General features: G+C 73.1%; 20 protein-coding genes. 11 read left to right on the forward strand and 9 right to left on the reverse strand.

Features of this window, described 5'->3' with window-relative positions:
* Nucleotides 1-104: 104 nt before the first annotated feature.
* The 3 genes from ACYVD5_RS20885 to ACYVD5_RS20895 all read right to left on the reverse strand — a co-directional run bounded on the left by ACYVD5_RS20885 (nucleotide 105) and on the right by ACYVD5_RS20895 (nucleotide 2,900).
* Nucleotides 105-1,319: a multidrug effflux MFS transporter gene (locus ACYVD5_RS20885; protein ID WP_461002813.1), complete on the reverse strand. Its 1,215-nt coding sequence runs from the start codon at nucleotides 1,317-1,319 to the stop codon at nucleotides 105-107.
* Nucleotides 1,320-1,803: 484 nt separating this feature from the next.
* On the reverse strand, nucleotides 1,804-2,214 hold the full coding sequence (locus ACYVD5_RS20890; RefSeq protein WP_461002793.1) for a DUF3037 domain-containing protein: 411 nt from the start codon (nucleotides 2,212-2,214) through the stop codon (nucleotides 1,804-1,806).
* Nucleotides 2,211-2,900: a HipA family kinase gene (locus ACYVD5_RS20895; protein WP_461002814.1), complete on the reverse strand. Its 690-nt coding sequence runs from the start codon at nucleotides 2,898-2,900 to the stop codon at nucleotides 2,211-2,213. The genes ACYVD5_RS20890 and ACYVD5_RS20895 overlap by 4 nt, the downstream gene beginning before the upstream one ends.
* 110 nt (nucleotides 2,901-3,010) lie before the next feature.
* Between ACYVD5_RS20895 and ACYVD5_RS20900 the strand changes: the two genes are divergently transcribed.
* The gene (locus ACYVD5_RS20900) at nucleotides 3,011-3,784 is read left to right on the forward strand and encodes a nucleotidyltransferase domain-containing protein (protein ID WP_461002794.1); all 774 of its coding nucleotides are present in this window, start codon (nucleotides 3,011-3,013) and stop codon (nucleotides 3,782-3,784) included.
* A gap of 349 nt (nucleotides 3,785-4,133) precedes the next feature.
* Nucleotides 4,134-5,081 carry a DUF5996 family protein gene (locus tag ACYVD5_RS20905; protein WP_461002795.1) on the forward strand — a complete coding sequence of 316 codons (948 nt, stop codon included), beginning with the start codon at nucleotides 4,134-4,136 and terminating at the stop codon, nucleotides 5,079-5,081.
* A 64-nt stretch (nucleotides 5,082-5,145) separates the two neighbouring features.
* On the opposite strand, the gene ACYVD5_RS20910 is transcribed toward ACYVD5_RS20905, so the two are convergent.
* Entirely contained in the window at nucleotides 5,146-5,628 is a 483-nt protein-coding gene (locus ACYVD5_RS20910) for a hypothetical protein (RefSeq protein WP_461002796.1), read from the reverse strand.
* 602 nt (nucleotides 5,629-6,230) lie between these two features.
* Between ACYVD5_RS20910 and erm the strand changes: the two genes are divergently transcribed.
* From erm to ACYVD5_RS20925, 3 genes are all read left to right on the forward strand, one after another.
* On the forward strand, nucleotides 6,231-7,085 hold the full coding sequence (erm, locus tag ACYVD5_RS20915) for an ErmE/ErmH/ErmO/ErmR family 23S rRNA (adenine(2058)-N(6))-methyltransferase (protein WP_461002797.1): 855 nt from the start codon (nucleotides 6,231-6,233) through the stop codon (nucleotides 7,083-7,085).
* A 110-nt stretch (nucleotides 7,086-7,195) separates the two neighbouring features.
* On the forward strand, nucleotides 7,196-10,450 hold the full coding sequence (locus ACYVD5_RS20920) for an SNF2-related protein (protein ID WP_461002798.1): 3,255 nt from the start codon (nucleotides 7,196-7,198) through the stop codon (nucleotides 10,448-10,450).
* Nucleotides 10,447-11,301, forward strand: coding sequence for an SWIM zinc finger family protein (locus ACYVD5_RS20925; protein WP_461002799.1), 855 nt, complete (start codon nucleotides 10,447-10,449; stop codon nucleotides 11,299-11,301). Before ACYVD5_RS20920 ends, ACYVD5_RS20925 begins: the two co-directional genes overlap by 4 nt.
* A 90-nt stretch (nucleotides 11,302-11,391) precedes the next feature.
* Here the strand turns inward: ACYVD5_RS20925 and ACYVD5_RS20930 are convergent, their stop codons facing one another.
* From ACYVD5_RS20930 to ACYVD5_RS20945, 4 genes are all read right to left on the reverse strand, one after another.
* On the reverse strand, nucleotides 11,392-11,835 hold the full coding sequence (locus tag ACYVD5_RS20930; RefSeq protein ID WP_461002800.1) for an ACT domain-containing protein: 444 nt from the start codon (nucleotides 11,833-11,835) through the stop codon (nucleotides 11,392-11,394).
* Between the two features lie 46 nt (nucleotides 11,836-11,881).
* Nucleotides 11,882-12,430, reverse strand: a complete 549-nt coding sequence (locus ACYVD5_RS20935; RefSeq protein WP_461002801.1) for a GNAT family N-acetyltransferase — start codon at nucleotides 12,428-12,430, stop codon at nucleotides 11,882-11,884.
* A 140-nt stretch (nucleotides 12,431-12,570) separates the two neighbouring features.
* Nucleotides 12,571-12,774, reverse strand: a complete 204-nt coding sequence (locus ACYVD5_RS20940) for a cold-shock protein (protein WP_461002815.1) — start codon at nucleotides 12,772-12,774, stop codon at nucleotides 12,571-12,573.
* 395 nt (nucleotides 12,775-13,169) lie between these two features.
* Nucleotides 13,170-14,195 (reverse strand): sigma-70 family RNA polymerase sigma factor, encoded by a 1,026-nt coding sequence (locus tag ACYVD5_RS20945; protein ID WP_461002802.1) that lies wholly within the window; start codon nucleotides 14,193-14,195, stop codon nucleotides 13,170-13,172.
* A 478-nt stretch (nucleotides 14,196-14,673) separates the two neighbouring features.
* Between ACYVD5_RS20945 and ACYVD5_RS20950 the strand changes: the two genes are divergently transcribed.
* The 6 genes from ACYVD5_RS20950 (at nucleotide 14,674) to ACYVD5_RS20975 (ending at nucleotide 22,750) form a co-directional block, all read left to right on the forward strand.
* Nucleotides 14,674-17,775, forward strand: a complete 3,102-nt coding sequence (locus ACYVD5_RS20950) for an FAD-binding and (Fe-S)-binding domain-containing protein (protein ID WP_461002803.1) — start codon at nucleotides 14,674-14,676, stop codon at nucleotides 17,773-17,775.
* 4 nt (nucleotides 17,776-17,779) lie between these two features.
* Nucleotides 17,780-18,889, forward strand: coding sequence for an enolase C-terminal domain-like protein (locus ACYVD5_RS20955; RefSeq protein ID WP_461002804.1), 1,110 nt, complete (start codon nucleotides 17,780-17,782; stop codon nucleotides 18,887-18,889).
* A 194-nt stretch (nucleotides 18,890-19,083) separates the two neighbouring features.
* Nucleotides 19,084-19,623, forward strand: coding sequence for a DUF1697 domain-containing protein (locus tag ACYVD5_RS20960; RefSeq protein ID WP_461002805.1), 540 nt, complete (start codon nucleotides 19,084-19,086; stop codon nucleotides 19,621-19,623).
* A gap of 313 nt (nucleotides 19,624-19,936) precedes the next feature.
* Nucleotides 19,937-20,578 carry an SCO family protein gene (locus ACYVD5_RS20965; RefSeq protein WP_461002806.1) on the forward strand — a complete coding sequence of 214 codons (642 nt, stop codon included), beginning with the start codon at nucleotides 19,937-19,939 and terminating at the stop codon, nucleotides 20,576-20,578.
* Between the two features lie 116 nt (nucleotides 20,579-20,694).
* A complete protein-coding gene (locus tag ACYVD5_RS20970) occupies nucleotides 20,695-21,243 on the forward strand; it encodes a copper chaperone PCu(A)C (RefSeq protein WP_461002807.1) in 549 nt (182 codons plus the stop codon).
* Between the two features lie 79 nt (nucleotides 21,244-21,322).
* Nucleotides 21,323-22,750, forward strand: a complete 1,428-nt coding sequence (locus tag ACYVD5_RS20975) for a Dyp-type peroxidase (RefSeq protein WP_461002808.1) — start codon at nucleotides 21,323-21,325, stop codon at nucleotides 22,748-22,750.
* A gap of 148 nt (nucleotides 22,751-22,898) precedes the next feature.
* On the opposite strand, the gene ACYVD5_RS20980 is transcribed toward ACYVD5_RS20975, so the two are convergent.
* Nucleotides 22,899-23,501, reverse strand: coding sequence for a sigma-70 family RNA polymerase sigma factor (locus ACYVD5_RS20980; RefSeq protein ID WP_461002809.1), 603 nt, complete (start codon nucleotides 23,499-23,501; stop codon nucleotides 22,899-22,901).
* Nucleotides 23,502-23,801: the final 300 nt, after the last annotated feature.

The raw sequence follows: 23,801 nt of genomic DNA on the forward strand, positions 1-23,801 counted from the left end.
GCGCCCCGCGACGCGTTCCCTCAACGCAGCCCCACAAACACCGAAAACGCAACCGGCCCCGGCGCGCAACGCACCGGGGCCGCACAGCCAAACCGCCGACAGACTCACACGGCCGTACGCGCCGTCCACCGCGCCGTCCCCACGAACACCGCGGCAGCCACCGCACCGACCGAACCCATCACCACCGCCATACTCACCAGACTCGCCTCGCCCGAAGCCGTCCAACCCGCCAACGACGACAACCCGCCGCCCAAGGCGAACTGCAACGACCCCATCAGCGCCGACGCCGTCCCGGCCACCGCCGAGGGCTGCGACGAAATCGCCAACGTGGTGGCATTGGGCATCACAAACCCCACGCTGAACATCATCACAAAGAACACCGAGGTCAGCGCCACCAGCGCATACGGCCCCGACACCCCCACCGCCGCCAGCACACCGAGCACACCCACCGCGCACAACGCACCGAGCAACCCCGCCGCCAACCGCCGCGGAGTCTCGATCCGGCCGATCAAGAACCCGTTCACCTGCGTACCGGCCATCAACCCCACGGTGTTGATCGCGAACATCAGCGCGAACGTCTGCTCCGAAGCACCGAACTGGCTCTGCGAAACAAACGAGAACGACGACACATACGTGAACATCATCCCGAACGCCAACCCCAGCGTCAGAGTCGGACCGACGAACCGCACATCACGCACCAGCCCCAACACCGTCGACACCAGCGTCTTGACCCGAAACGGCCGCCGCTGCGACGCCGGCAGGCTCTCCGGCAACCCGAAGTACACCACCACCAGGCTCACCAGCGACAACCCGCCCAGCAGCACGAACGTCATCTGCCAGGGCCAGAACCGCAGCAACTGGGCCCCCAGCACCGGCCCCAGCAACGGCGCCAAACCGGTCACCAGCATCAACCGCGAGAAAAACCGCGCCGCATCGTCGCCCTCGAACGAGTCGCGCACCACCGCCCGGGCGATCACCGCCCCCGAAGCACCCGCGATCCCCTGCACAAACCGCAACGCCACCAACACCGGAGCCGACGGCACCAGCGCACACGCCAACGACACCACCGTGAACACCGCGAAACCCACCAGCAGCGGCCCCCGCCGCCCCAGCGCGTCACTCATCGGCCCGATCACCAACTGCCCCAGCGACAACCCCAGCATGATCGCCGTCAGCGTCAACTGGATCTGCGCCTGCGGCGCATTCAGATCCGCAGCGATGTCGGGAAACGCCGGCAAATACAAATCCGTCGCCAGCGGACCCATCGCCGTGAGCGTCCCCAACACCATTACCAGCAGCGCAAACGCGCGCCGCGGCATGCGCTCCTGCTGCTGACCCGACGACTGCAACGCCGCGGCCTTGCCCGATAAGCGGCTTTGCGACACGAATCAACCCTCCACATCAACCAACGACCCCATGAATGAGGCGGCACCGGTGCACCTACCGCGGCACCGAAACCACCCCGTAACCGCCAACGCCCCGCTCACCCCGCGCCATCCCGATCGCGGCAAACGTGACGTTACCCATGCCCAGTTGCTTAGTTAGCCTAACTAACCATACGGTGAAACCCCTATACCAACAAAAGCCCACAAAGAAGAACACAACCAGCATCTCAGCCGCCAACCCAACCACCCGCACCCACCCCACCCTGGCGCCCCCCTCTCCGCCTGGGCCACCGCCTTCGCCGCCGCCGTCGTCGCCACCGACATCCTGCCCGCCGGCCGGCGCCACCTCGCCGCACTCAACCCAGCCTGACCGGACCGAACCCCGACCCGCCCGCCACACCCGGCGCACAACCAGCGGTCAACACACCAACCGGCCCGCCAACCGCTCCAACTCACCCGCCGGATCCCGGGTCAGCCCCGTATGAATCGCACCCGGCTGCACGATCGTGCTCCGCGGCGCCGTCAACCACCGGAACCGCCGCCCCGCATCCTCATCGCGCGCCGGCCCCGCACCCGCACCGCCCCGGCACACCAACTCCACGGCCTCCAGCGCCCGACCGACACCGGCCACATCCACATCCGGATCCAACGCACGCAACCGCGCCTCGTCCAACACACACCGCGCACCCAGAAACCCCTGCGCACGGCAGTACACCAACACCCCGGCATTGATCTGCTCACCGCGCTCCAACCGCGGCACAACCCGCACCAGCGCATACTCGAACACCTCGCGCTCCTGCACCTGCCCACCCGGCACCGCGGCGCTCACCGCCGCACCCCCGGCAGCCACACCCGCTCGGCCACCCGCGCCAGCAAATGCGCCACATAGGCATCACGCACCTCGCCGGCAGACGAAAACCCCGGCTCGTCCACCAGCCAATCGTCCGGAACCAAACCCACAACCTCACGCAGCAGTCCATCGGTCACCAGCGGCGCCAACTCCGCATCCGCCGCGGCCAGATCCGGCTCCACCGGCGCCATCACATGATCATCCGCATCGTAGGCGCGCACCGCCGCCCGATCCGCACCGCGCCAATTGTGATGGAAGATCAACGACGCGCCATGGTCGATCAGATACGGGCGCCCATGCCACACCAGCATGTTCGGATTGCGCCACGTCCGGTCGACATTGCCGATCAACGCGTCGAACCACAGAACACGCCCGGCAAACCCCGCATCGACCTCGAACACCAGCGGATCGAACCCCAGCGCCCCCGGCAGAAAATCGATCCCCAGATTCAACCCGCCGCTGGCCTTCAGCAACTCCTGCACCTCGGGGTCGGGTTCGCTGCGACCGATCACCGCATCGACCTGCACCAGCGCCAACACCGGAACCGGCAACCCCAGGGCCCGCGCCAACTCGCCCGCGATCACCTCGGCGATCAGCGACTTGCGCCCCTGCCCCGCCCCCACGAACTTGACCACGTACATACCGCAGTCGTCCGCCTCGACCAGCCCCGGAAGCGAACCGCCCTCACGCAGCGGCAGCACATACCGCGTCGCCGCAATCTCCTCTAGCACTCCGCCAGCATACGGCCACAAACACCCTGGGATACGGTTTCCCCATGCGGATCAGTGACGACACCGAATTCTGCGACCACGTCTCCCAGACCCTCGCCCAGCTCAACGGCGTCCGCGCGGTCGCCCTCGGCGGGTCCCGTGCCACCGGCACCAACGCCACCGACAGCGACTGGGACTTCGCCATCTACTACCGCAACCGCTTCGACCCCGAGGACCTGCGCGCCATCGGCTGGCCGGGCGAGGTCTCCGAAATCGGCGGCTGGGGAGGCGGCGTGTTCAACGGCGGCGCCTGGGTCGAGGCCGACGGCCGCCACGTCGACGTCCACTACCGCGACCTCGACGACGTCGAGTACCGCATAGCCGAGGCCCGCAAGGGGCGGTTCGACGTCGAGATGCTCCCGTTCCACCGCGCCGGCATCCCCACCTACCTCGTGGTCGCCGAACTCGCCCTCACCGAGGTCCTGCACGGCGAACTCCCCCGGCCCGAATTCCCCGACGAGCTGCGCCGCCAGGCCCCCGAACGCTGGTGGAACCAGGCCAAGTTCGAGCTGGTCTACGGCCGCAACTCCTACGCCGAACGCGGCCACCTCACCGGCACCGCCGGCGCCATCGCGACCGCCGCCACCCAGGCCGCCCACGCCGTGCTGGCCGCCCGCGCCACCTGGGTGACCAACGAGAAGCGCCTGCTCGACACCGCGGGCCTGCGCCACGTCGACGAGGTCCTCGCCGGGCTCGACTCCGAACCCGCCACCCTCATGGCGGCCGTCGACGCCACCAACCAGATGCTGGACAAGGCCGTCACCGAGGCGCAGTCCTGAGGCGCTGATCCGCCGCTGAGCCCGGTGGTCTTTGCGGGCCCGGCCGGCACCGCGGTAGCGGCTCAGCGTGGCACCAGAGCGGTTGCACACCTCTTGTAGGAGGAGGGGCGGCGTAGCCGCTCCTATTTTTTGTCAGGTTTTTTGTCATGGGTTTGTTTTTCAAGCAACGAACGCCTTTACGTTGTAGATTTTAGAGCCAGGTGCAGCACTCAGGGCGGGCGGCAGGCAATACCCGAGGTAGCACAGCACATCTCCTGGGTAGTCGGGATGCAGGTGAGAGCCGCCGCGCAACCCGAACGCCCGGTGCAGTGGCCGCCGCCATCCGCAGGCCGACTCCGCAGGAGCCCGCATGACCCAGACCCGCCACACCGCTGCAGCGCCCGCCTGGCCGGCGCTGGCGGTCGACGAATGGACCCGGACCCGCGACACCCTGCACATGTGGACCCAGATCGTCGGCAAGGTCCGCCTGGCCCACTCCCCCATGGTCAACCACTGGTGGCAGGTGCCGCTCTACGTCTGCGCGCGAGGCCTGACCACCTCGGCGGTGCCCTGCGGCAACGGCGTGTTCGACGCCGAGTTCGACTTCTGCGACCACCGGCTGCACCTGCGCGCAAGCGACGGCCGCAGCAGCGAGGTCGCCCTGGAGTCCAAACCCGTCGCCGCGTTCTACGCCGAGACGGTCGGCGCGCTGGCCGACATCGGAGTCGACGCGCCGATCATGGCGCGCCCCGTCGAGGTGGAGCGGTCCGTACCCTTCCCCGAGGACACCGCGCCCGCGGCCTACGAACCCGAACACGCCCACCTGTTCTGGGGCCAACTCGTGGCCGCCCACCGCGTCCTGAGCCGTTTCCGCAGCCGCTTCATCGGCAAGACCAGCCCGGTCCACTTCTTCTGGGGCGCCATGGACATCGCGGTCACCCGGTTCTCCGGCCGCGCGGCCCCGCCCCATCCGGGCGGCGCGCCCAACTGCGCCGACTGGGTCATGGTCGAGGCGTACTCCGACGAACTGTCCAGCTGCGGATTCTGGCCCGGCGGCTCCGCCGAGGGCACGTTCTACTGCTATGCCTACCCCGAGCCCGCCGGGTTTTCCGAGCACCCGGTGGGCCCGCAGGGCGCCTACTACGACACCGCGCTCGGCGAGTTCCTGCTGCCCTATGCCGACGTGCGCCGGGCACCCGACCCCGACGCGGCCCTGCTGGAGTTCCTGCAGGGCGGATACGAGGCCGCCGCGGTCAACGGGGACTGGGACCGCGGCAGGCTCGAAGACGCACCCGAGCGGCGGGCGGCGCCGCGGTAGTCCGGCCGGCAACGGCCGGTGCACGGACCGGCCGGGCGGCCACCCGGCCGCATACGCCTGAGGCTCAGGTGCCCAGGCGCATCACGGCGGTGGAGCCCTCCAGGGCCACCACGGTGATGGAGAATCCGTTCATGACGAACTGCGGGTGGTCGTTGCCGCCCGGGGGCGGCGCGGGGACATGGCCGGAGACCATCGTGCCGGGGCCTTCGCCGGCCATGCTCAACCCGTCGGCGCCGACCGACTCCACGGTGAACTGTTCGACACCGTATGAGCCGTCCATGGCGAACTCGTCGCCCTCTTCGACCACGACCTCGCAGTCGGCATCGGCGCAGGCGGTGAGGTCCGCGCCATCGGCGGCCTCGGGCAACGGCGCGGTCGCGGATGTAGCGGACGGAGAGGGCGAGGACGACTCGCTCGGGGTCAGCGGATCGGTGTCGGCCGCGGGCGGGCTCTGCTCGGCTGGGGCGGTGCCGCAGCCGCTAAGCAGTGCTGCCGCGGCCGCGGCAGCCAAGGCCAGGGTGGGGCGCAGGTGGGGGGTGACTGTCATGGGCCCTCGTCAATGGTCCGGCCGCGCGTCAGGGCAGGAAGGCGGGGCCGCACGGCGATGGCCCCGGCGGGGTTTCCCGGTCGGGTAAACCATAACGTTCGGGTGCGCGGAATGTTGGTTTTTGTTGGGAACGTGTGATTAATCCGGTTGCCAGCACCTTTACGACGTAGATTATTAATGGCCAAATAATCGGTTGTGCGGCCGCAGCGCCCGTGTATAGCGTTGTCGGCACTATGAGCAGCTGCCACGCGATTTTCGACCACCGGAGCGCGTTCCGGTGGTCCGCGGTGCTTCTCACGCGCCGTCCCCGCCACCGGTCCGCAGTCCCGGACCGGTCGCCACGCACGCTCGGCTGACCACCGGCCGATTCCGCGGCGGCAGCACGCACTGCACGCCGCGCCGGCCGCGCCGGCGCGCTCGCGTATGCCTCCCCGGTCCGGGGCCCGTCCTGTCCTCATTTCGCCGGACGGGCAGCCCGGAACCCGAACCGTTCCACCGCCGCCGCGCTGCCGCACGCCGCCCTGCGCCGTGCGGCAGCGCGGCCAGGCCATGCTGCCCGTCCACGTCCGCCGGCCAACAGCGCCGGCTGGATCGGACCGCCCATGGCCCGCAACTCCGGAGCACCGCGCGGTAGCGGCTCCGCAGGCCGCACCCCGGACCGCACTTCCCAGCGCCGGCACAACCCGCGCCGCGCCTACTCGCAGAACTTCCTCACCGATACCGCCACCGCCCGCCGCGTAGTACGCATCGCACGCATCGGCCCCGGCGACGAGGTGGTCGAGGTCGGCGCCGGAGACGGCATGCTCACCCGGTTCCTCGCGCCGGCCTGCGGCGCGCTCACCGCCTACGAGATCGACGCGCGCCTGGCCGCCCGGCTCGGCAGCCGCGTGGATCCGGCGGTGCGCGTCGTCCAGGCCGACTTCCGCGACGCACACCCGCCGCCGCGGCCCTTCCACGTGGTCGGCAACATCCCGTTCTCGGCCACCGCCGGGATCGTCGCGTGGTGCCTGCAAGCGCCCCGGCTCACCGCGGCGACGCTCCTCACCCAACTGGAGTACGCCCGCAAGCGCACCGGCGGATTCGGGCGGTGGAGCAAGTTGACCGTACTGAGCTGGCCGCATTTCGACTGGCAATTGGCCGGGCGCGTGCCGCGGAACCTCTTCGACCCGGTTCCCCGCGTCGACTCGGCGATCCTGCGGTTGGTGCGGCGGCCCGAGCCGCTGGTGCCCGACACCGAACTGGGCGCCTACCGGGAACTGGTCGAGGCGGGGTTCACCGGGGCCGGCGGCAGCCTGCGAGCCTCACTGCGGCGCCACCATCCCGCCCGCCGCGTCGACGCGGCGCTGGCCGCCGCCGCGATCGGGCATACGGCACTGGTCGCCCACGTCGCCCCCGACCAGTGGCTCGCGCTGCACGCCCGCCTCAATGCAGCAGCGGGCCCCGGGCGCAGGCGCTGAGTCCGGCCTGTGCAGGTCCCGGTGCGCAGCCGGGCGCATCGGGACCTGTCGGTGCCCGGCGGTAACGTCTGCGGTGGTGGAACCGGCGGCAGGCGGAAAGGAGGGCGGCGTTGCTCGTCCTGCACGGCTGGTGGCGCGCAGCCGCCCCGCAGCGTGCCGCGGCGGCCGTGCTGTGGGCCGAAGAGGGCCCCCTCCCCTCCCCCGCCGCGTACGCACCCGGCCCCGGCCAAGTGCCGGACCACCCCTTTGCCGCTCCGCACGCCCGCCTGCGCGCCGCGCTCGCCGAGCTGGGCTGCGCCGCAGCAGCCGCAGAGCCTGCTGCGGCAGGTGCGGGCGAGGCCCGCGGTGCCGCAACAGCGGAGCTGCGGCTGCCCACCACCGGCACCGGCCCGCCGGCCTCGCCCGCGCTCGGTCAGCAGCCCGATCAGCCTGCTGCGGCCAACCCCGCCGCGGCCCCGGACGCCTCCCCCGCCTGGGGCACCTGGCGTGTCCCCTGCCTGGCGGTACCCGCCGCGCACGCGCCCCCGCTGCTCGCGGCGCTGCGGTGCCGAAGCGGCGACCACCACCCCGGCGGCCCGGCCGCCCGCGGAATCGGCATTGGCCCGGGCCTGGCGCACCTGGCCGCCGTCGACGCCTTCGCCGCCCACCTGCTCGATGCCGGCCACCTGCTGCCGCGGCTCATCGGCGACCCGCCGCAGGCGCGCTGGCGGCCGGTTCTCGACCCCGCCGGCACCGATCATTTCGCCGCACTGGCCGCGGCCCTGCCGCCGGCCGCCGCAGCACCCGGCGATCCGCACCCCCCGCGCACCTTGGTCTACACCGCGTTGGGCGAGCTCCTCGACTCCCGTGCCCGCGCCAGGCTGGCGGAAACGGGTCCGGTGGGCGGCGGGCACCGGCTCACCGCGGCCCTCGCCGGCGCCGATGCCCGCCTGGTCCCGGCCGGCACCGACCGCACGGAGCTTGACCGCCCCGGGCGGCCCGGCGAGTCCGCGCCGGCCGGCGCGATCGGGCCAGCCGACCGCCGACTGGCCGCACGGCTGCGCGCCTGGCACCGCGACACCCAGCGCGACGCCGGCGGCGCCCGGCTGGTGTTCCGCCTGGCCGAACCCGAACCCGAGCCCGCATCCGGAGACCAGGACGGCCCCTCCCCCACCGCCGCGGCCGGCCGCGGCGAGCAGTGGCGGGTGGAGTTCTGGGTGCAGTCGGGCGGCGACCCCAGCCTCCAGGTCGCGCTGTCGGCGCTGTGGCTGGGCGAGGGCGCCGAACGGCTGCCGGCCGGTGTCGAGTCGGCCATGCTCGCCGACCTCTCCCGGGCGGCGCGCCACTACCCCGCGCTGCGCGGCGTGCTGAACGAGCTCGCACCGGCGGCACTGACCTTGACCACCGGCCAGGCCTTCTCCTTCATCCGCGACATCGCCCCGAAACTGAGCGCGGCCGGGTTCGCCGTCGTCCTGCCGCAGTGGTCGGGCCGCCGGTCGCTGGAGCTGCAGCTGACCACCCGCGAGCGCCCTGGCGCAGGAGGCGGGATCGGCCCCGAGGACCTCGTCGACTTCTCGCTCGCGGCGGTCTGCGACGGCGAAACCGTCGACCTGGCCGAGCTCGCCGAACTCGCCCGCCTCAAACAGCCGCTGGTCCGGCTGCGCGGGCGCTGGATCGAGGTCGACCCCACTCACCTGCGCACCGCGCTGGCCTACCTGCGCCGTCGCGGCAGCGGCAGCATGCGCCGCGACGAAGCGCTGCGCATGATCGTGGCGCCCGGCAGCACCACCCCGCTACCGGTCACCGGGGTCGACGCCGACGGTGCACTGGGCCAACTGCTCGGCGGCCGCACCCAGGAGCACATGGCCCCGCTGGAGGCCCCCGAAGGGTTCACCGGGAAACTGCGCCCCTACCAGAGCCGCGGCGCCGCCTGGCTGCGCTTCCTCGGGCGGCTGGGGCTGGGCGCGGTGCTGGCCGACGACATGGGGCTGGGCAAGACCGTGCAACTGCTGGCGGTGCTGGCCGACGAACGCCGGGCCGGCGCCGCCGAGCACCCCGGCCCCACGCTGCTTGTGTGCCCGGTGTCGCTGGTGGGCAACTGGCAGCGCGAGGCCGCCGGGTTCGCCCCGGGACTGGCGGTGCACGTCCACCACGGCCCCGCACGCCTGCGCGGCAACGCGCTGGCGCGGGCCGCAGGCGCGGCCGACCTGGTGGTGACCACCTACGGGGTCGTGCTGCGCGACGCCGACGAGCTCGCCGAAATGCCCTGGCACCGGGTGGTGTGCGACGAGGCCCAGGCGCTGAAGAACGCCGGCACCCGCCAGGCCCGTGCGGTGCGCCGGCTGCCCGCACACACCCGGATCGCCCTGACCGGAACGCCGGTCGAGAACAACCTGAGCGAACTTTGGTCGGTGATGGAGTTCGCCAACCCCGGCCTGCTCGGCTCCCAGGAGTCCTTCAGCGCCGGGATCGGCGCGCGGGTGGAGCGGGCGGCGGCCAATGCCGGGCCCGCCGGCACCGGCGGGCCCGGCGGCACCGGCGGCGACGACGGCGACAGCGCGGCCCAGCTGCGCCGCATCACCGGCCCGTTCATCCTGCGCCGCCTCAAAACCGACCGCACCATCATCTCCGACCTTCCCGACAAGCACGAGACCCGCGCCTGGTGCACACTCACCCCCGAGCAGGCCAGCCTTTACCAGGCCGCCGTCGACGACATGACCGAGCGCCTCGACGACACCGAGGGCATCCGCCGCAAGGGCGTCGTGCTGGCGGCCATGGCCCGGCTCAAGCAGATCTGCAACCATCCCGCGCAGTTCCTCGGCGACGGGTCCGAGCTTGCGGGGCGTTCCGGCAAACTCGACCGGCTCCAGGGCCTGCTGGAGCACGCGCTCTCCTCCGGCGACAAGGCGCTGTGCTTCACCCAGTACACGGCGCTGGGCGAACGCCTGGCCCCCTACCTTGCGCAGCGGTTGGGCCGCGAGGTGCTGTGGCTGCACGGCGGCACTGCGCGCGACCGGCGCGAGGAGCTGATGCACCGGTTCCAGACCAGCGCCGAGCCCATGGTTTTCCTGCTGTCGCTGAAAGCCGCCGGTACCGGCCTGAACCTCACCGCGGCCAACCACGTGCTGCACATTGACCGGTGGTGGAACCCGGCCGTGGAGGACCAGGCAACCGACCGGGCGTTCCGCATCGGCCAGCGACGCGACGTCCAGGTCCGCAAACTGGTCTGCGTGGGAACTCTGGAGGAGCGCGTCGACGCCATGATCGAACGCAAGCGGCGGCTGGCCGCCAGCGCGGTGGGCGCCGGCGAGGAGTGGCTGGGCGAGCTGTCGACCGAGCAGTTGCGCGAGGTGGTCCGGTTGGCTCCTGAGGCGGTGGCACCGTGACCGGGCCGCCGCCGCGCGGTGCGCATCCGGCGGGCGGACCGCCGTGGTGGGCGCGCCGGTTCACCGAGCTGCTGCACCGCGGCGGCGACGCGGCGCGGATGCAGCGCGGCCGGTCCTTGGCCGCCCAGGGCGCGGTGTCGGGGTTGAAGGTGCGCGCCGGCGAAGCGGCCATGCGGGTCCAGGGCTCGCGGGGGTCCCCCTACCGGGTCAGCATCATCGTGCCGGTGCTCAGCGGCGACCAGTGGGACACGGTCGCCCGGGCACTGGCCGGCCAGCCGCTCTTCCGGGCGGCGCTGCTGGCCGGCGACTTCCCGCCCGAGTTGGAGCGGGTGTTCGACACGCTGGGGTTGCGGCTGCTGCCCCGCGGCCTGGGCGATCTGGTGCTGAGCTGTTCCTGCCCCGACTGGGGCAACCCCTGCAAACACGCCGCGGCGGCGCTGTGCAAGCTGGGCGAGGCGCTGGGCGCCGACCCGTTCCTGCTGGTGGAGTGGCTGGGGCGGCCGCGCGGCGACCTGCTCGCGGATCTGCGCCGCCACGCCCGCCCGCCGGCCACCGCCGAGGACGGCGCGGCGGCGCTGGCCGAACCCGACCCGCCGGGCGGGCCCGAACCCGATCCGCCGCACGGCGCCGCCGGTTTCTGGCGCGCCCCCGCGCTGCCGCCGCTGCCGCCGGCCGGCGGCACCCGGCCGGCGATCGCCATCACCGATCCCCCTCCGCCGGCGGAGCCGTCGGATGGCGAGCCGCTTGACGAGCCGGCCGACGACCACGACTTGGCGGGCCTGCTTGCGCCGCTGTTCGCCCGGCTGTCCGGCCCGCCGTCCACCGCAGGCCGAACGGACCGCACACGGTGAGCCCGGTGCGGTTCGCGTGCCGCCCGTTCGGGGGTCGGGACCGCCGGGGCTCCGGTCGGACTCCGCCGTGCTCCGGTGGGCTTATTACCGCTACGAGGACTCGCGCTGTTCACTGGGGGCGGCGGTAGCCGGATCGGGCGGGCCGGCGGCGAACCCGCGCAGGATGGCGGCGGCGCGGCCGCCCTGCTCAGCGGGCACGAACAGGTGGTCGTGGTGGAACCCGGCGATGATGTTGCACGGGATCCCGGCGCGGGCCAGCACCGCCGAGACCGCGGCGGTCAGCCCCACCGCGTCCAGCGCCGAATGCACCCGCAAGGTGATCCAGGCGGCGGCGAAGTCGTGGTCGAGCCCGGCGGAGTCGGCTTCCTCGCGGGTGCAGACGACGGTGAGCCCTTCGTCCTCGGCGACGGTGGCCACCGGGCGCACTCCGGCGGGCGGTTCGGCGGCCCGGGCGAACACGTAGGTGCCGGGCCGCAGTTGCGGCTTGAGGCCGGCGACCATGCGGTCGAGGTCGCGTTCGGGGGTGGCGTGCACTGGTCTCCTCGGGAAGCGGGGCGGGGCGGCGGCGCCGGTGCGGCCGTCAGCGGGCCCGGGGGCCGATGTCGGAGGGGCGGATCCGGAAGACCTGCAGCCGGTTGTCGTAGTACTTCTCGGTCTCGCCGACCCACTCCATGCCGAGCCTGCGGGCGGTGGCGATGGCGCGGGTGTTCTTTGGGCGGGCGACCGCGAACAGCTCCTCGATGCCCTGTTCGAAGGCCCAGGCGATGATGGCGCGCCCGGCCTCGGTGGCGTAGCCGTTGCCCCAGGCGTCGGGGCGCAGCTGCCAGCTCAGTTCGAAGTCCTCCTCGAACGGCGGCAGCAGGCGCAGCGACAACCCGCCGATGAGCTCGCCGTCGCCGGTGCGCACGATCGCCCAGCGTCCGGCGGGCGGCAGGAAGTTGGGTTGGGCCTCGACCCAGGCGTGCAGCACCGAGCGCATCGCCTCGGTGTCGTTGACGGCCCGCATATCAGGGGTGAGCCAATGGGCGACCTCGTCGGCACCGTAGATCTGCAGGGCGGCCTCGGCGTCGTCGGTGGTCCAGTCGCGGATGGTCAGCCGTTCGGTGCGCAGCTCAGGACTTGAGGTCATACCGGGCATGCTAACCAAGAACCGGCTTTTTCCGACTGTGCGCCGCGCGCGTCATCGGGCCCGGCAGGGGCATACAACGAGCGGGGCCGCCCGATCAGATCGGACGGCCCCGCTTGCGTAAGCTCGATAAAATCTAGGGGTTAGACGCCCTGGACGTTCTCGGCCTGCGGACCCTTGGGACCCTGCGTAACGTCGAACTCGACGCGCTGGTCCTCTTCAAGGTTGCGGAATCCGGTGCCCGCAATGTTGCTGTAGTGGACGAACACGTCCGGGCCGCCTGCATCCTGCTGGATGAAGCCGAAGCCCTTTTCGCTGTTGAACCACTTCACGGTTCCCTGCGCCATGGCTGATCCCTCCATACCCGAGATCGGTGCCAGACCCGCACTCTGCGGTGTCTGTGGGTGTGCCGCGAACTTTCTCAGGAATGAAAAACGCCCGCTTGGTCAAAAACTCCGCGGGCGATCACTAGGGATCAAAGCGAAATCAAGACTGCAACCCGTAGCCTTCATACTAACACGGGGGACGGGTGTTGGGTTAGTGTCCTATGTCACTCAGGGTCGGCGCGGTGACACCGAGCAGCGCGTGGCCGGGTGTCCGGATCCCGCGTGAGCGGGCACCCGGCGAATATCGGCCGGCCTCGGCGGGCATCAGGGCACTGCGCACGCCGACGGAACCCCTGCCGGCATCGGCGTGCCGCGGGCGCCCACCCGCGGAGCGAGCGAACGGCGGTGCCCGGGGCTCAGGCGGAGCGCGGAGCCAACCGGTCGGGCAGGCCGAACAGCGGGAACAGCCGCTCGGTGTCGAGGAAGTTGGTGATACCGGCGATCCGGCCGCCGGAGATCTCGATGACCTGCAGCGACCAGGGCGTGAACGATCCGTCGGCTCCGCCGGGGCGGTACTGGCCGAACCCGGCCATGCCGTTGGCGGCGACCGGCACGAGCCGCGAGCCGCGGCAGCCGTGCCCTGGACCGGTCATCCAGGCCGCGATGGCCTCGGCGCCCTGCAGCCACAGCGCGTAGGGCGGCATGGACATGGCGACGTCCTCGCGCAGCAGCGACGCGAGCAGGTCCAGGTCGTAGTGCTCGAAGGCGTCGACGTAGCGGTCGAGCAAAGCGCGCTGGGCCGAGTCGTCGGGGCGGACCGGGTCGGCGGCGGGGCCGGCGTTGACCGCCGCCATGGTGGCGCGGGCGCGCTGCAGCGCGCTGTTGACCGAGGCGACGCTGGTATCGAGCAGGTCGGCGACCTCTTGGGCGTGCCAGGCCAGGACCTCGCGCAGGATCAGCACCGCCCGCTGGCGGGGCGCCAGGTGCTGCAGAGCGGCGACGAACGCCAGCCGCACGGTGTCGCGCAGGGCTACCTGATCGGCGGGGTCGCCGCCGGCCGGCAGTGCCCGGCTGTCGGGGAACGGTTCGACCCAGGTTTCGTCGGCATAGGCGGGGCCTAAGACGGCATCGGTGCCCTGGGCCGGCCCCATCTCCATGGGGCGCGCGCGGCGCGAGCGGCCGTTGAGGATGTCCAGGCAGGTGTTGGTGGCGATGCGGTACAGCCACGACCGCAGCGAAGAGCGCCCTTCGAAGCGGTCGATGCCGCGCCAGGCGCGGACCATGGCGTCTTGGACGGCGTCCTCGGCTTCGAAGGCCGAGCCCAGCATCCGGTAGCAGTATCCGGTGAGCTCGACGCGGTGGGCCTCGAGCCGGGCCTCGATGTCGGCGGCCGCGGGGTCCGCCGGAGGGTGCTGCTCTGGAGTGGCGGCGAGATCGCTCATCGTATGTTTCCTATCCGGTGCCGGGCACGGCGCGGGCCGCACCGCTGGACGCCTGGGCGGTCTATGGATCGGTGTTCATGCTGGTGGCAAGGACATTCCTCACACTAGCGGCGGGGTGTGACAAGGCACAGTGCCGCTCGGCGGGGCGGCTCGCCGGAGCGCAGCGCCGCGCTCTCGCCGGGCTCTGCGCCACCTGCTATCGCTGATCGGTGCGGCTGCGGACCAGTGGTGGTCGAACACCAGCACACCGCCACCTTTATGGCGTAGATCTGTTAGCCGCCCGGTTGGTGCGGATCTCGGCAGCCGCCGATGCGGGGTTTGCCGCAGGCGGCTGCGGTCAGCCGCTGCCGTGGGAACGCGCGGTGGCGCGCAGCGGCCTGCGGCGCGCCGGTGCGGCACCGCGCCCGCGCTTCCCGGTCAGCACACGTCCGGCGGCTGCGGTCCGGCGACTGCGGCGGCCCAGCGGAAAGGGGATCCGGTGACCGCGCACCGCACCGAAACCGCCGGCCAAAGCGCTGCGGAGGTCGATACCGAAGCGCTGCGCAGGGACCTGGCCAACCGCGTCGACGGCGAGGTGCGCTTCGACGGCGGCACGCGCTCGCTCTATGCCACCGACGCCTCCAACTACCGCCGCGTCCCCCTCGGCGCGGTGATTCCGCGCACCGTGGAGGCGGGTGCGGAGGCCGTGGCCGTCTGCCGCGAGCACGGCGCTCCCCTGCTGTCCCGCGGCGGCGGCACCAGCCTGGCGGGCCAGTGCTGCAACACCGGGGTCGTCATCGACTGGTCCAAGTACTGCAACAGGCTGCTGGAGGTCGACCTGGACGCCGGCACCGCCACCGTCGAACCCGGCATCGTCCTCGACGACCTCAACGCGCGCACCCGCGACCAGGGCGGGGTGATCTTCGGGCCGCAACCCTCCACCCACGGCCGCTGCACCCTCGGCGGCATGATCGGCAACGACTCCTGCGGTTCCACCGCCCAGTCCTACGGAAAAACCTCGGCCAACATCCGCCGGTTGGAGATCCTCACCTACGACGGCTGCCGGATGTGGGTCGGTCCCACCACCGACGCGGAGTACGCGCGCATCCAGGCCGAGGGCGGCCGGCGCGCCGGCATTTACCGGGAGCTGCGCGAGCTCGCCGAGCGCTACGGCCCGTCGATCCGCCGCCGCTTCCCCGACATCCCGCGGCGGGTCTCGGGCTACGGCCTCGACGCGCTGCTGCCCGAGAACGGGTTCGACCCGGCCCGTGCCGTGGTCGGCTCCGAAGGCACCCTGGTCACCGTGCTGCGGGCCGAGGTGCACCTCTCCCCCGAACCGCCCGCGCGCACGCTGGTGGTGTGCGCCTACGACGACATCTTCGCCGCGGCCGACGCGGTCCCGCACATCAACGGCTTCGACCCCATGGCGGTCGAAGGCATCGATGACAAGCTCATCGCCTTCGAACGGCGCGAACGCATGCACGCCGAGGCCCTGGGGCTGCTGCCCGAGGGCGGCGGCTGGCTCATGGTGCAGTTCGGCGGGCGCGACCATGCGGAGTCGCTGCGGCGCGCCACCGGGTTCCAGGAGGCGGTGCAGCACACCGCAGCGGCGCCGCGCGTGCAGATCTACGACGACCCCGCCGCCGACGCCGGCATGTGGAGCCTGCGCGAGGGCGGCCTGGGCGCCACCGCGCGCGTGCCCGCCATGGCCGACGCGTGGCCGGGCTGGGAAGACTCCGCGGTGCCGCCGGAGCACCTCGGCGGCTACCTGCGGGACCTGCACGCGCTGATGCGGGAGTACGGGCTGGCCGAGCGGTCCTCGCTGTACGGGCACTTCGGGCACGGGTGCCTGCACACCCGCATCCCGTTCGACCTGACCACGGCCGACGGCATCGCCGCCTACCGCGGGTTCGCCGAACGCGCCGCGGACCTGGTGGCCGCATACGGCGGGTCGTTCTCCGGCGAGCACGGCGACGGCCAGTCGCGCGCCGAGCTGTGGCCGAAGATGTTCGGCGCGGAGCTGATGCCGGCGTTCGCCGAGATGAAGCGGATCTTCGACCCCGGCGACCGGATGAACCCGGGCAAGCTCGTGCGCCCCGGCGGCGGCGCACCCGACCGGCTCGACGAGCACCTGCGGCTGGGCACCTCCTATGCCCCCGCCCATCCCGCGACGCATTTCGGCTACCCCGGCGACGACGGGGACTTCGCGCGCGCTTCGCTGCGATGCGTGGGGGTGGGCGCCTGCCGCCACGGCAGCGGCGGGGTCATGTGCCCCAGCTACCGGGTGACCGGCGAGGAGGCCCACTCCACCCGCGGCCGGGCGCGGATGCTCAACGACATGCTGCGCGGCGACGTACTCGACGGGTGGCGCTCCCCCGAGGTCAACGACGCGCTGGACCTGTGCTTGGCGTGCAAGGGGTGCAAGAGCGACTGCCCGGTGAACGTGGACATGGCCACCTACAAGGCGGAGTTCCTGGCCCACCACTACGCCGGGCGGCTGCGCCCGGGCGGCCACTACTCGATGGGCTGGCTGCCGCTGTGGGCGCGGCTGGCCGCGGTCGCTCCGGGCCCCGCCAACGCGCTCAGCGCCGCGCCGGGGCTGAGCGGTGCGGCCAAGCGCGCCGGCGGCATTGCCGCGGACCGGCCCGTCCCGGCCTTCGCGCCGGTGCGGCTGCGCGACGCGTTCCGCAGGCGGCGGCGCCGGGCCGGGCGCGAGGGCACCAGTGCGCGCGGCGCGGTGATCCTGTGGCCCGATACCTTCACCGACAACTTCCAGCCGGAGGTCGGAGCTGCGGCGGTGCGGGTGCTGGAAAGCGCCGGTTTCGAGGTCCGCATGCCGTCGCGCACGCTGTGCTGCGGGCTGACCTGGATCAGCACCGGCCAACTGGCCACGGCGCGCCGGGTCATCACCCGGACCGTGGCGGCGCTGCGCGGCGACATCCGGGCGGGGGTGCCGCTGGTCGGGCTCGAACCTTCGTGCACGGCGGTGTTGCGTGCGGACGCCCCCGAGATGTTCCCGCACGACGAGGACGTGGCGCGGCTCAGCAGGCAGACCTTCACCCTGGCCGAGCTGCTGGGCCGGCGCGCCCCCGACTGGGAGCCGCCGCGCCTGGAACGGGCCGCGCTGGTCCAGCCGCACTGCCACCAGCACGCCATCATGGGGTTCTCCGCTGACACGCGGCTGCTGGAACGCGCCGGCGCCGACACGCGGGTGCTCGACGCCGGCTGCTGCGGGCTGGCCGGGAACTTCGGATTCGAGGATGGGCACTACGCCGTGTCGATGGCCTGCGCGGAGGACGGGCTGCTGCCGGCGGTGCGCGGCGCCGATCCCGGGGCGGTGGTGCTGGCCGACGGGTTCAGTTGCCGGACCCAGATCGAGCACGCCGACACCGGCCGCGAAGCCGTCCACCTCGCCCAGGCGCTGGACATGGCACTGCGCGGCGGCGCGCCGGGCCGCCATCCCGAACAGGGCGCGGTGCGGATGACCGAGCGGCGGCGGGCGCCGGCCTACGACACCGCGCGGATCCGCGAGCAGGCCGTGCAGTCCGGCCGCTCCGGCAGCTTCGCAACCGGCGGCGGGCACCCCGGGCAAGGCGCGTGAGCAGGTGGTTTCCAGCGATCCGGCGGTCACCGGCGTGCGCGCCGCCGCCTACACGGTGCCCACCGACCGGCCGTCCGCCGACGGCACGCTCACCTGGGACGCCACCACGATCGTCGTCGTGCGGGCGGCGGGCGGCGGCGAGGAGGGGATCGGCTGGACCTACGGGCCGCCGGCCTGCGCGGCGGTCGTGCGCGACCAGCTCGCTGATACCGTCTCCGGCCGTCCCGTGCTGGACGTACCCGCCGCTTTGGAGGCGATGGTGCGCGCGGTGCGCAACGCCGGGCGGCCGGGCGCGGTCGGCTATGCGGTCTCGGCCGTGGAGACGGCGCTGTGGGACCTCAAGGCGCGTGTGCTGGGGCTGCCGCTGTACCGGTTGCTGGGGGCGATGCGCAGCAGTGTGCCGCTGTACGGCAGCGGCGGGCTCACCTCCTACACCGACGGCGACCTGCGCCGGCAGCTCGGCGGCTGGGTGCACGAGGACGGGTTCACACGGGTCAAGATCAAGGTCGGGGAGTCGCGGGGCACGCGCGAGCGGCGCGACCTGGAGCGTGTCGGGCTGGCCCGCGAGGTGGTCGGGGACGGTGCGGAACTGTTCGTCGACGCCAACGGCGCCTACACCGCCAAGCAGGCGGCTCGGATGGCCCGCGGGTTCGACGCGTGCGGGGTGGGCTGGCTGGAGGAACCGGTCTCCTCCGACGACCTGGGCGGGCTGCGGCAGGTGCGCGAGTCCGCGGCGATGGATGTAACGGCCGGGGAGTACGGCTGCACGGTCGCCTATTTCCAGCAGATGTGCGCCGCCGGCGCGGTGGACTGCCTGCAGGTCGACATCACCCGCTGCGGCGGGGTACTGGAGTTCCTGCGGGCCTGCGCCGTGGCGGCGGCCCATGGCCTGGACAACTCGGCCCACTGCGCGCCCTACCTGCACCGCCACGCAGCGGCGGCCACACCCCGGCTGCGGCATGTCGAGTGGTTCCACGACCATGTGCGCATCGAACGCCGGCTCTTCGACGGCACCGATGCGCCGCAGCAGGGGGAACTACCGCTGGACGCGGACCGGCCGGGCCACGGCGTCGAGCTGCGCGAGGCCGACGCGGAGCCCTACCGGGTGGCGTGAGGAGCAGCGGGCCGGGGGCGGTCGGCATTGCGATGGTGTGCCTGCAAAATGAGCGTCTTTACAACGTAGATTCACTCTGTGCCCGGCTCCGGCCGCCGACCCCAGGCGGAAACCCGCCGGGATTGGGTTCGGTACCCTGCGGTTGCACCGGCGGCCGGCGCCGGCGGTGCACTGCGGCGGCAAAGGAGAGTGCGGTGGCCAGGTATGCGGCCCTGCTGCGGGGGATCAACGTGGGCGGACGCAACAAGGTCCGCATGGCCGACCTGCGCGCAGTGCTGGCGGGGTTGGGCTATACCGACACCGCCACACTGCTGCAGAGCGGCAACGCCGCCTTCACCGCCTCCGGGACCGGCCCCGCAGAGATCAGCGCCGCCCTGGAACAGGCGCTCGAAGCCGAACTGCAGGTTTCGGTCAGCGCCATGGTGCGCAGCGCCGCCGACCTGCAGCGGGTGGTCGACAACCTTCCGTTCGCAGTACGCGACCCCGCCAAATGCGCCGTCGCCTTCCTCAACACCCCGGTGGACCGCGAACGCCTCGCCGCCCTCGACCCCGCCTCGTTCGCGCCCGAGGAACTGGTGCCGGGCGAACGCGAGCTCTACCTGTACTTCCCCGACGGGTTGGGCCGGGCGAAGCTGACACCCCTGCTGGGCCGCCACCTGCCCGGACCGGTCACGGTCCGCAACTGGAACACCACAACGCGGCTGCTGGAACTGACCCGGCAGGGCACCGCCTGACGGCGGGCCCACCCCGGATCGCGGGTGCCGCGGCCCGCAGGTAGCGTCGGATGCGGACCGCGCGGGCGCATCCCGCCGCGCGCCCCTGCCGCGCTGCGCAGCGCATCCGGCGACCGGCCGCGCTCCGTGGAGGCCGTCCGGAAATCGTGTGGAACCGTTCCGCCCCCACATCCGACCTGTGGGGGGACGCTCCGGTGCCACGGCGCACCGGCCGCCGGCCCGGTCCGCACCGCGGACCGCGGGCCGCAGAAGCCGGGGCCGCCGGGTCGGCACCGGGTCAGCACAGGTCACAAGTGAGGAGAATCGCTCGACAATGAGTGAGCTGCAGATCGGGGGCCGCCGCAGTGCGCTCGCGGGAGCGGCGGCTGCGGCCGCGCTCGTGCTTGCTGGCTGCAGCGGCGGCACCGGGCAGGAACAACCGGCCGACCAGCGGCAGGGCCCCTTCATGGAGGTGTCCGCGAGCGCGATGCCGGCACCGTCCTACGAGTTCTCCACCACACAGGGCGAGGACTGGGCCTTCAGCGAGGTCCCCGAAGACCGGTTGACGCTGCTCTACTTCGGCTACACCAGTTGCCCGGACGTGTGCCCCACCACCATGGCCGACATCAACGCCGCGCTGGAGCAGATCGGCGGCGGCGCCGACGACTTCGACGTCGTGATGGTCAGCACCGACCCCGAACGCGACACCGACGAGCAGCTGCGCGGCTGGCTCGACTCGTTCAGCCCGGAGTTCACCGGGGTGCGCGGCCCCATCGACGAGGTCGTCCAGGCGGCCGAGGACTACGGCATCCCGGTCGAGGCTCCCGAGAAGACCGATGGCGACTACCTCGTCACCCACGGCGGGCGCGTGGCGGTACTCAACGGCGACGGCGCGGCCGTGGGCTTCTTCGACGAGGGCACCTCGCCCAAGGCGATGAGCAAGGTGCTGCCGGAGTTGGCGGAGCAGTGGCTGTGAGGCCGGTGCTGCGCACGCGGCCTGCTGCAGGCCGTGCCGGCTCCCCCGCCTCAGCCGGCCCGGGCCGGCGCCCCTCGGCTTCTTCCGCGGCACGCACGAACGGACCAGCAGCACCGATGACCGCGATCCCGCACCGCATGCACCGCGTGCTCAACCTGGCCGGAGCCGGACTCGCCGCCCTTGCCCTGGCCGGCTGCGAAGTCTCCGGCCCGGGGGACGGGGCGCCGTCCCCCTCCCCCGCCGCGTCCACCGCCGAGACGGGCGGCGCGGCCGGGGACGCCGGAAAGGGCAGCGCCTCCAGCGGCGCCATCGAGGTCAGCGGGGCCTGGGTGCCCGAGCCGGCCGGCCCCGATGTCGGTGCCGCCTACCTGTCGATCGACAACACCGCAGACTCCCCCGACGCCCTGGTCGGTGTGGCGACCACGGCGTCGGAGACGGCGCAGATCCACAAGTCCGAGACCACCGAAAGCGGCGCGTCGACGATGCGGGAGGCCGAGGAGGTCCCGGTGCCGGCCGGTGGCAGCGCCGCGCTGGAACCCGGCGGCTACCACATCATGATCATGGACATCTCCGAGAAACCGGCCGTCGGCGACACGGTGGCGCTGACTCTGGAGTTCGGCAGCGGCACCGAGGTCGAGGTCGACGCCCCGGTACTGGAGCGCTGATCCGCCCGCCGGGCCGGCCGGAGACCGCTCCGGCCCGGACCAGGTGGCGGGGCACCGCAGAGCAGGAGCACAGCAAGCGATGAGCGAACCCAGACCGCCGCAGGACACCGGTCCCGCCGGATCGGCCGGTCCGCCGGATCGGCCCGATCCGGCCAACGCTGCGGATGGGGCCGATGGAGCCCGCCCGGCCGATCCGGCCGCCCCGGTGGCAAAGGCACCGGGCGGTGTGTCGCGGCGCGGGCTGCTGACACGCGTGGGCGCGGCGGCGCTCATCGGCGCGGGCAGTGGTCTGGCGGCCGGCGAGGTGCTGGCGCGGCGCGGTGGCGCACCGGCCGAGTCCGGTCCGCCACCGCGGCTGCGGATGGCCGCCGCCGGCTCGCCCGGCGGCGGGCCGGGCCGATTGCAGCCCGGCATCACCGGCACCGTGCCCGCGTTCGCACACGTGCTCGCCCTCGACCTGACCGGCTCGGCCGGCGGCGGCACCGCCGACAGCGGGGGCGGTTCGGCGGGACGGGCCCGCGAGCGCGCGGCCGAGGTGCTGCGCGCCTGGACCGAAGCAGCCGACCGGCTGCACAGCGAGGGGCCCGCGGCGGTCGTGGCCGGGGCCGCCTCCGCCGGCCTGCTGCCCGCGTCTCTGGGGATCACGGTAGGCATCGGCGCGTCGCTGCTGGAGGCGACCGGCCAGCGCGACTCGCGTCCCGACGCGCTGGCCGACCTGCCCGAGTTCGGCACCGACGCGTTGCGCGAGGAGTGGTGCGGCGGCGACCTGCTGCTCCAGGTCGGCGCCGAAGACCCCGTGGTCGCCGCCTCGGCCGTACAGCACCTGCTCGCCCAGGCGGGCGGGCGCACCCGCATCCGCTGGTCGGTGCGCGGGTTCCGGCGCACGGCCGCGGTCGCCGAGGACCCGGCGGCCACCCCGCGCAACCTGATGGGCCAGATCGACGGGACGAACAACCCCGCGCAGGGCAGCTCGCTGCTCGACCGGACCGTGCAGGTGGGCGGCGGCGCCGGGCCGGCGTGGATGGCGGGCGGCAGTTACGTGGTCGTCCGCCGCATCCGGATGCTGCTGGAGGACTGGTTCGCCGAGGACGTGGGCCACCGCGAGCGGGTGATCGGCCGCGACCTGCCCACCGGCGCCCCGCTCGGGCAGCACGGCGCCGGCGCCGAGGTCGACCTCTCCGCAAAGGACTCCCGGGGCCGCCCGCTGATCCCCGAGCACGCCCACATCCGCCTCGCCGGCCCGCAGAACAACCTGGGCGCGCGCATGCTGCGGCGGGGCTACAACTACGACGAGGGCTGGCGCCCCGACGGCACCCGCGACGCAGGCCTGCTGTTCATGGCCTGGCAGGCCGACCCGGCACGCGGTTTCGTGCCGGTCCAGCAGAACCTCGCCGATAACGGCGACGCGCTCAACGAGTACACCCGCCACGAAGGCAGCGCCGTCTTCGCCGTCCCCCCGGCCGCCACCGGGGGCGGCTACCTGGGCCAGGACCTGTTCGAGTCCTGACCGGGGCGGGCTGCCCACGGCCCCGCCCGCAGGCGGCGAGCCACCCGGCGCACCGATGAGCATGCGGAATTGCCCCGAATATCAGAACCCAGCCAGGCATTTCCGCATGCTCGCCACCGACCTCACCACCTCAGGGGCGGTCTACCGGCTAGCGGGCCGCGGCCGCGCGGGGCCGCAGGGTCGGGCGGGGCGGCCCGGCGGGCGCCGGGGTGTCCGATTCGGCGCGGTGCAGGGCGGCGAGGAGGTCCCTGCGGGCGCGGGCGACGCGGGAGCGTACCGTGCCGATGGGTACACCCGTCGCCTGCGCAGCTGCTTCGTAGGAGCAGCCGTGCACCTGTGTCAGCACGAACGCGGTGCGGCGCGGCTCGGGCAGGCTGTGCAGCAGGTCGTCCAGCGCCAACTCCTCCTCGAAGGAGGGGCGGTGCGCCGGTGCCGCATCCGCCGCATCCGCGCCGCCGTCGGACCGTGCGGCGCGCGGGCGCACCGCGGCCGCGCGGAAGTGGTCGGCGGCGGTGCGCCGGGCGATCGCCAGCAGCCACACCCGTGCCGGGGACCGGCCGGCGAATCCGGCCAGGCTGCGCAGCGCCCGCATGAACGTCTCCTGGGTGAGGTCGTCGGCGGTCTGCGGGTCGCTCAGATGAGCGAGGAACCGCCAGACGTCGGTGCGGGTCGCGCGCACGAAGTCGTCCGCGGCACCGGGGATGCCGCTTTGGGCGGCCCGGGCGAGCTCGGTGATGCGGTGGTCGTCCACCTCCCGTGCCCGCCCGGGTGTCCGGGCCCCAGGGGCGGGCGGGGGCGGCTCGGGATGTGCGTCCGCTGCCGGGGCGGGTGCTGGTGGCGGGGACTGCGGTCCCCGGCGCGTCGGCACACCTATTCCGGTGTTCGGATTGCCGGACACGGTTTTGCTGGACATGGCTGGTCGGGCCTTCTTCGCTTCGGTCCGCCCATCCGGCGCAGGCGCCGGCGGCCAGGCGGCGGCCGCGCGCGGCGGCGGGCGGGGGCGCGGCAGATGGCCGCGCGGCGTGCCCGGCGCGTGCGGTGGGACAGCGGT

The sequence above is a fragment of the Streptomonospora sediminis genome (assembly GCF_054778995.1).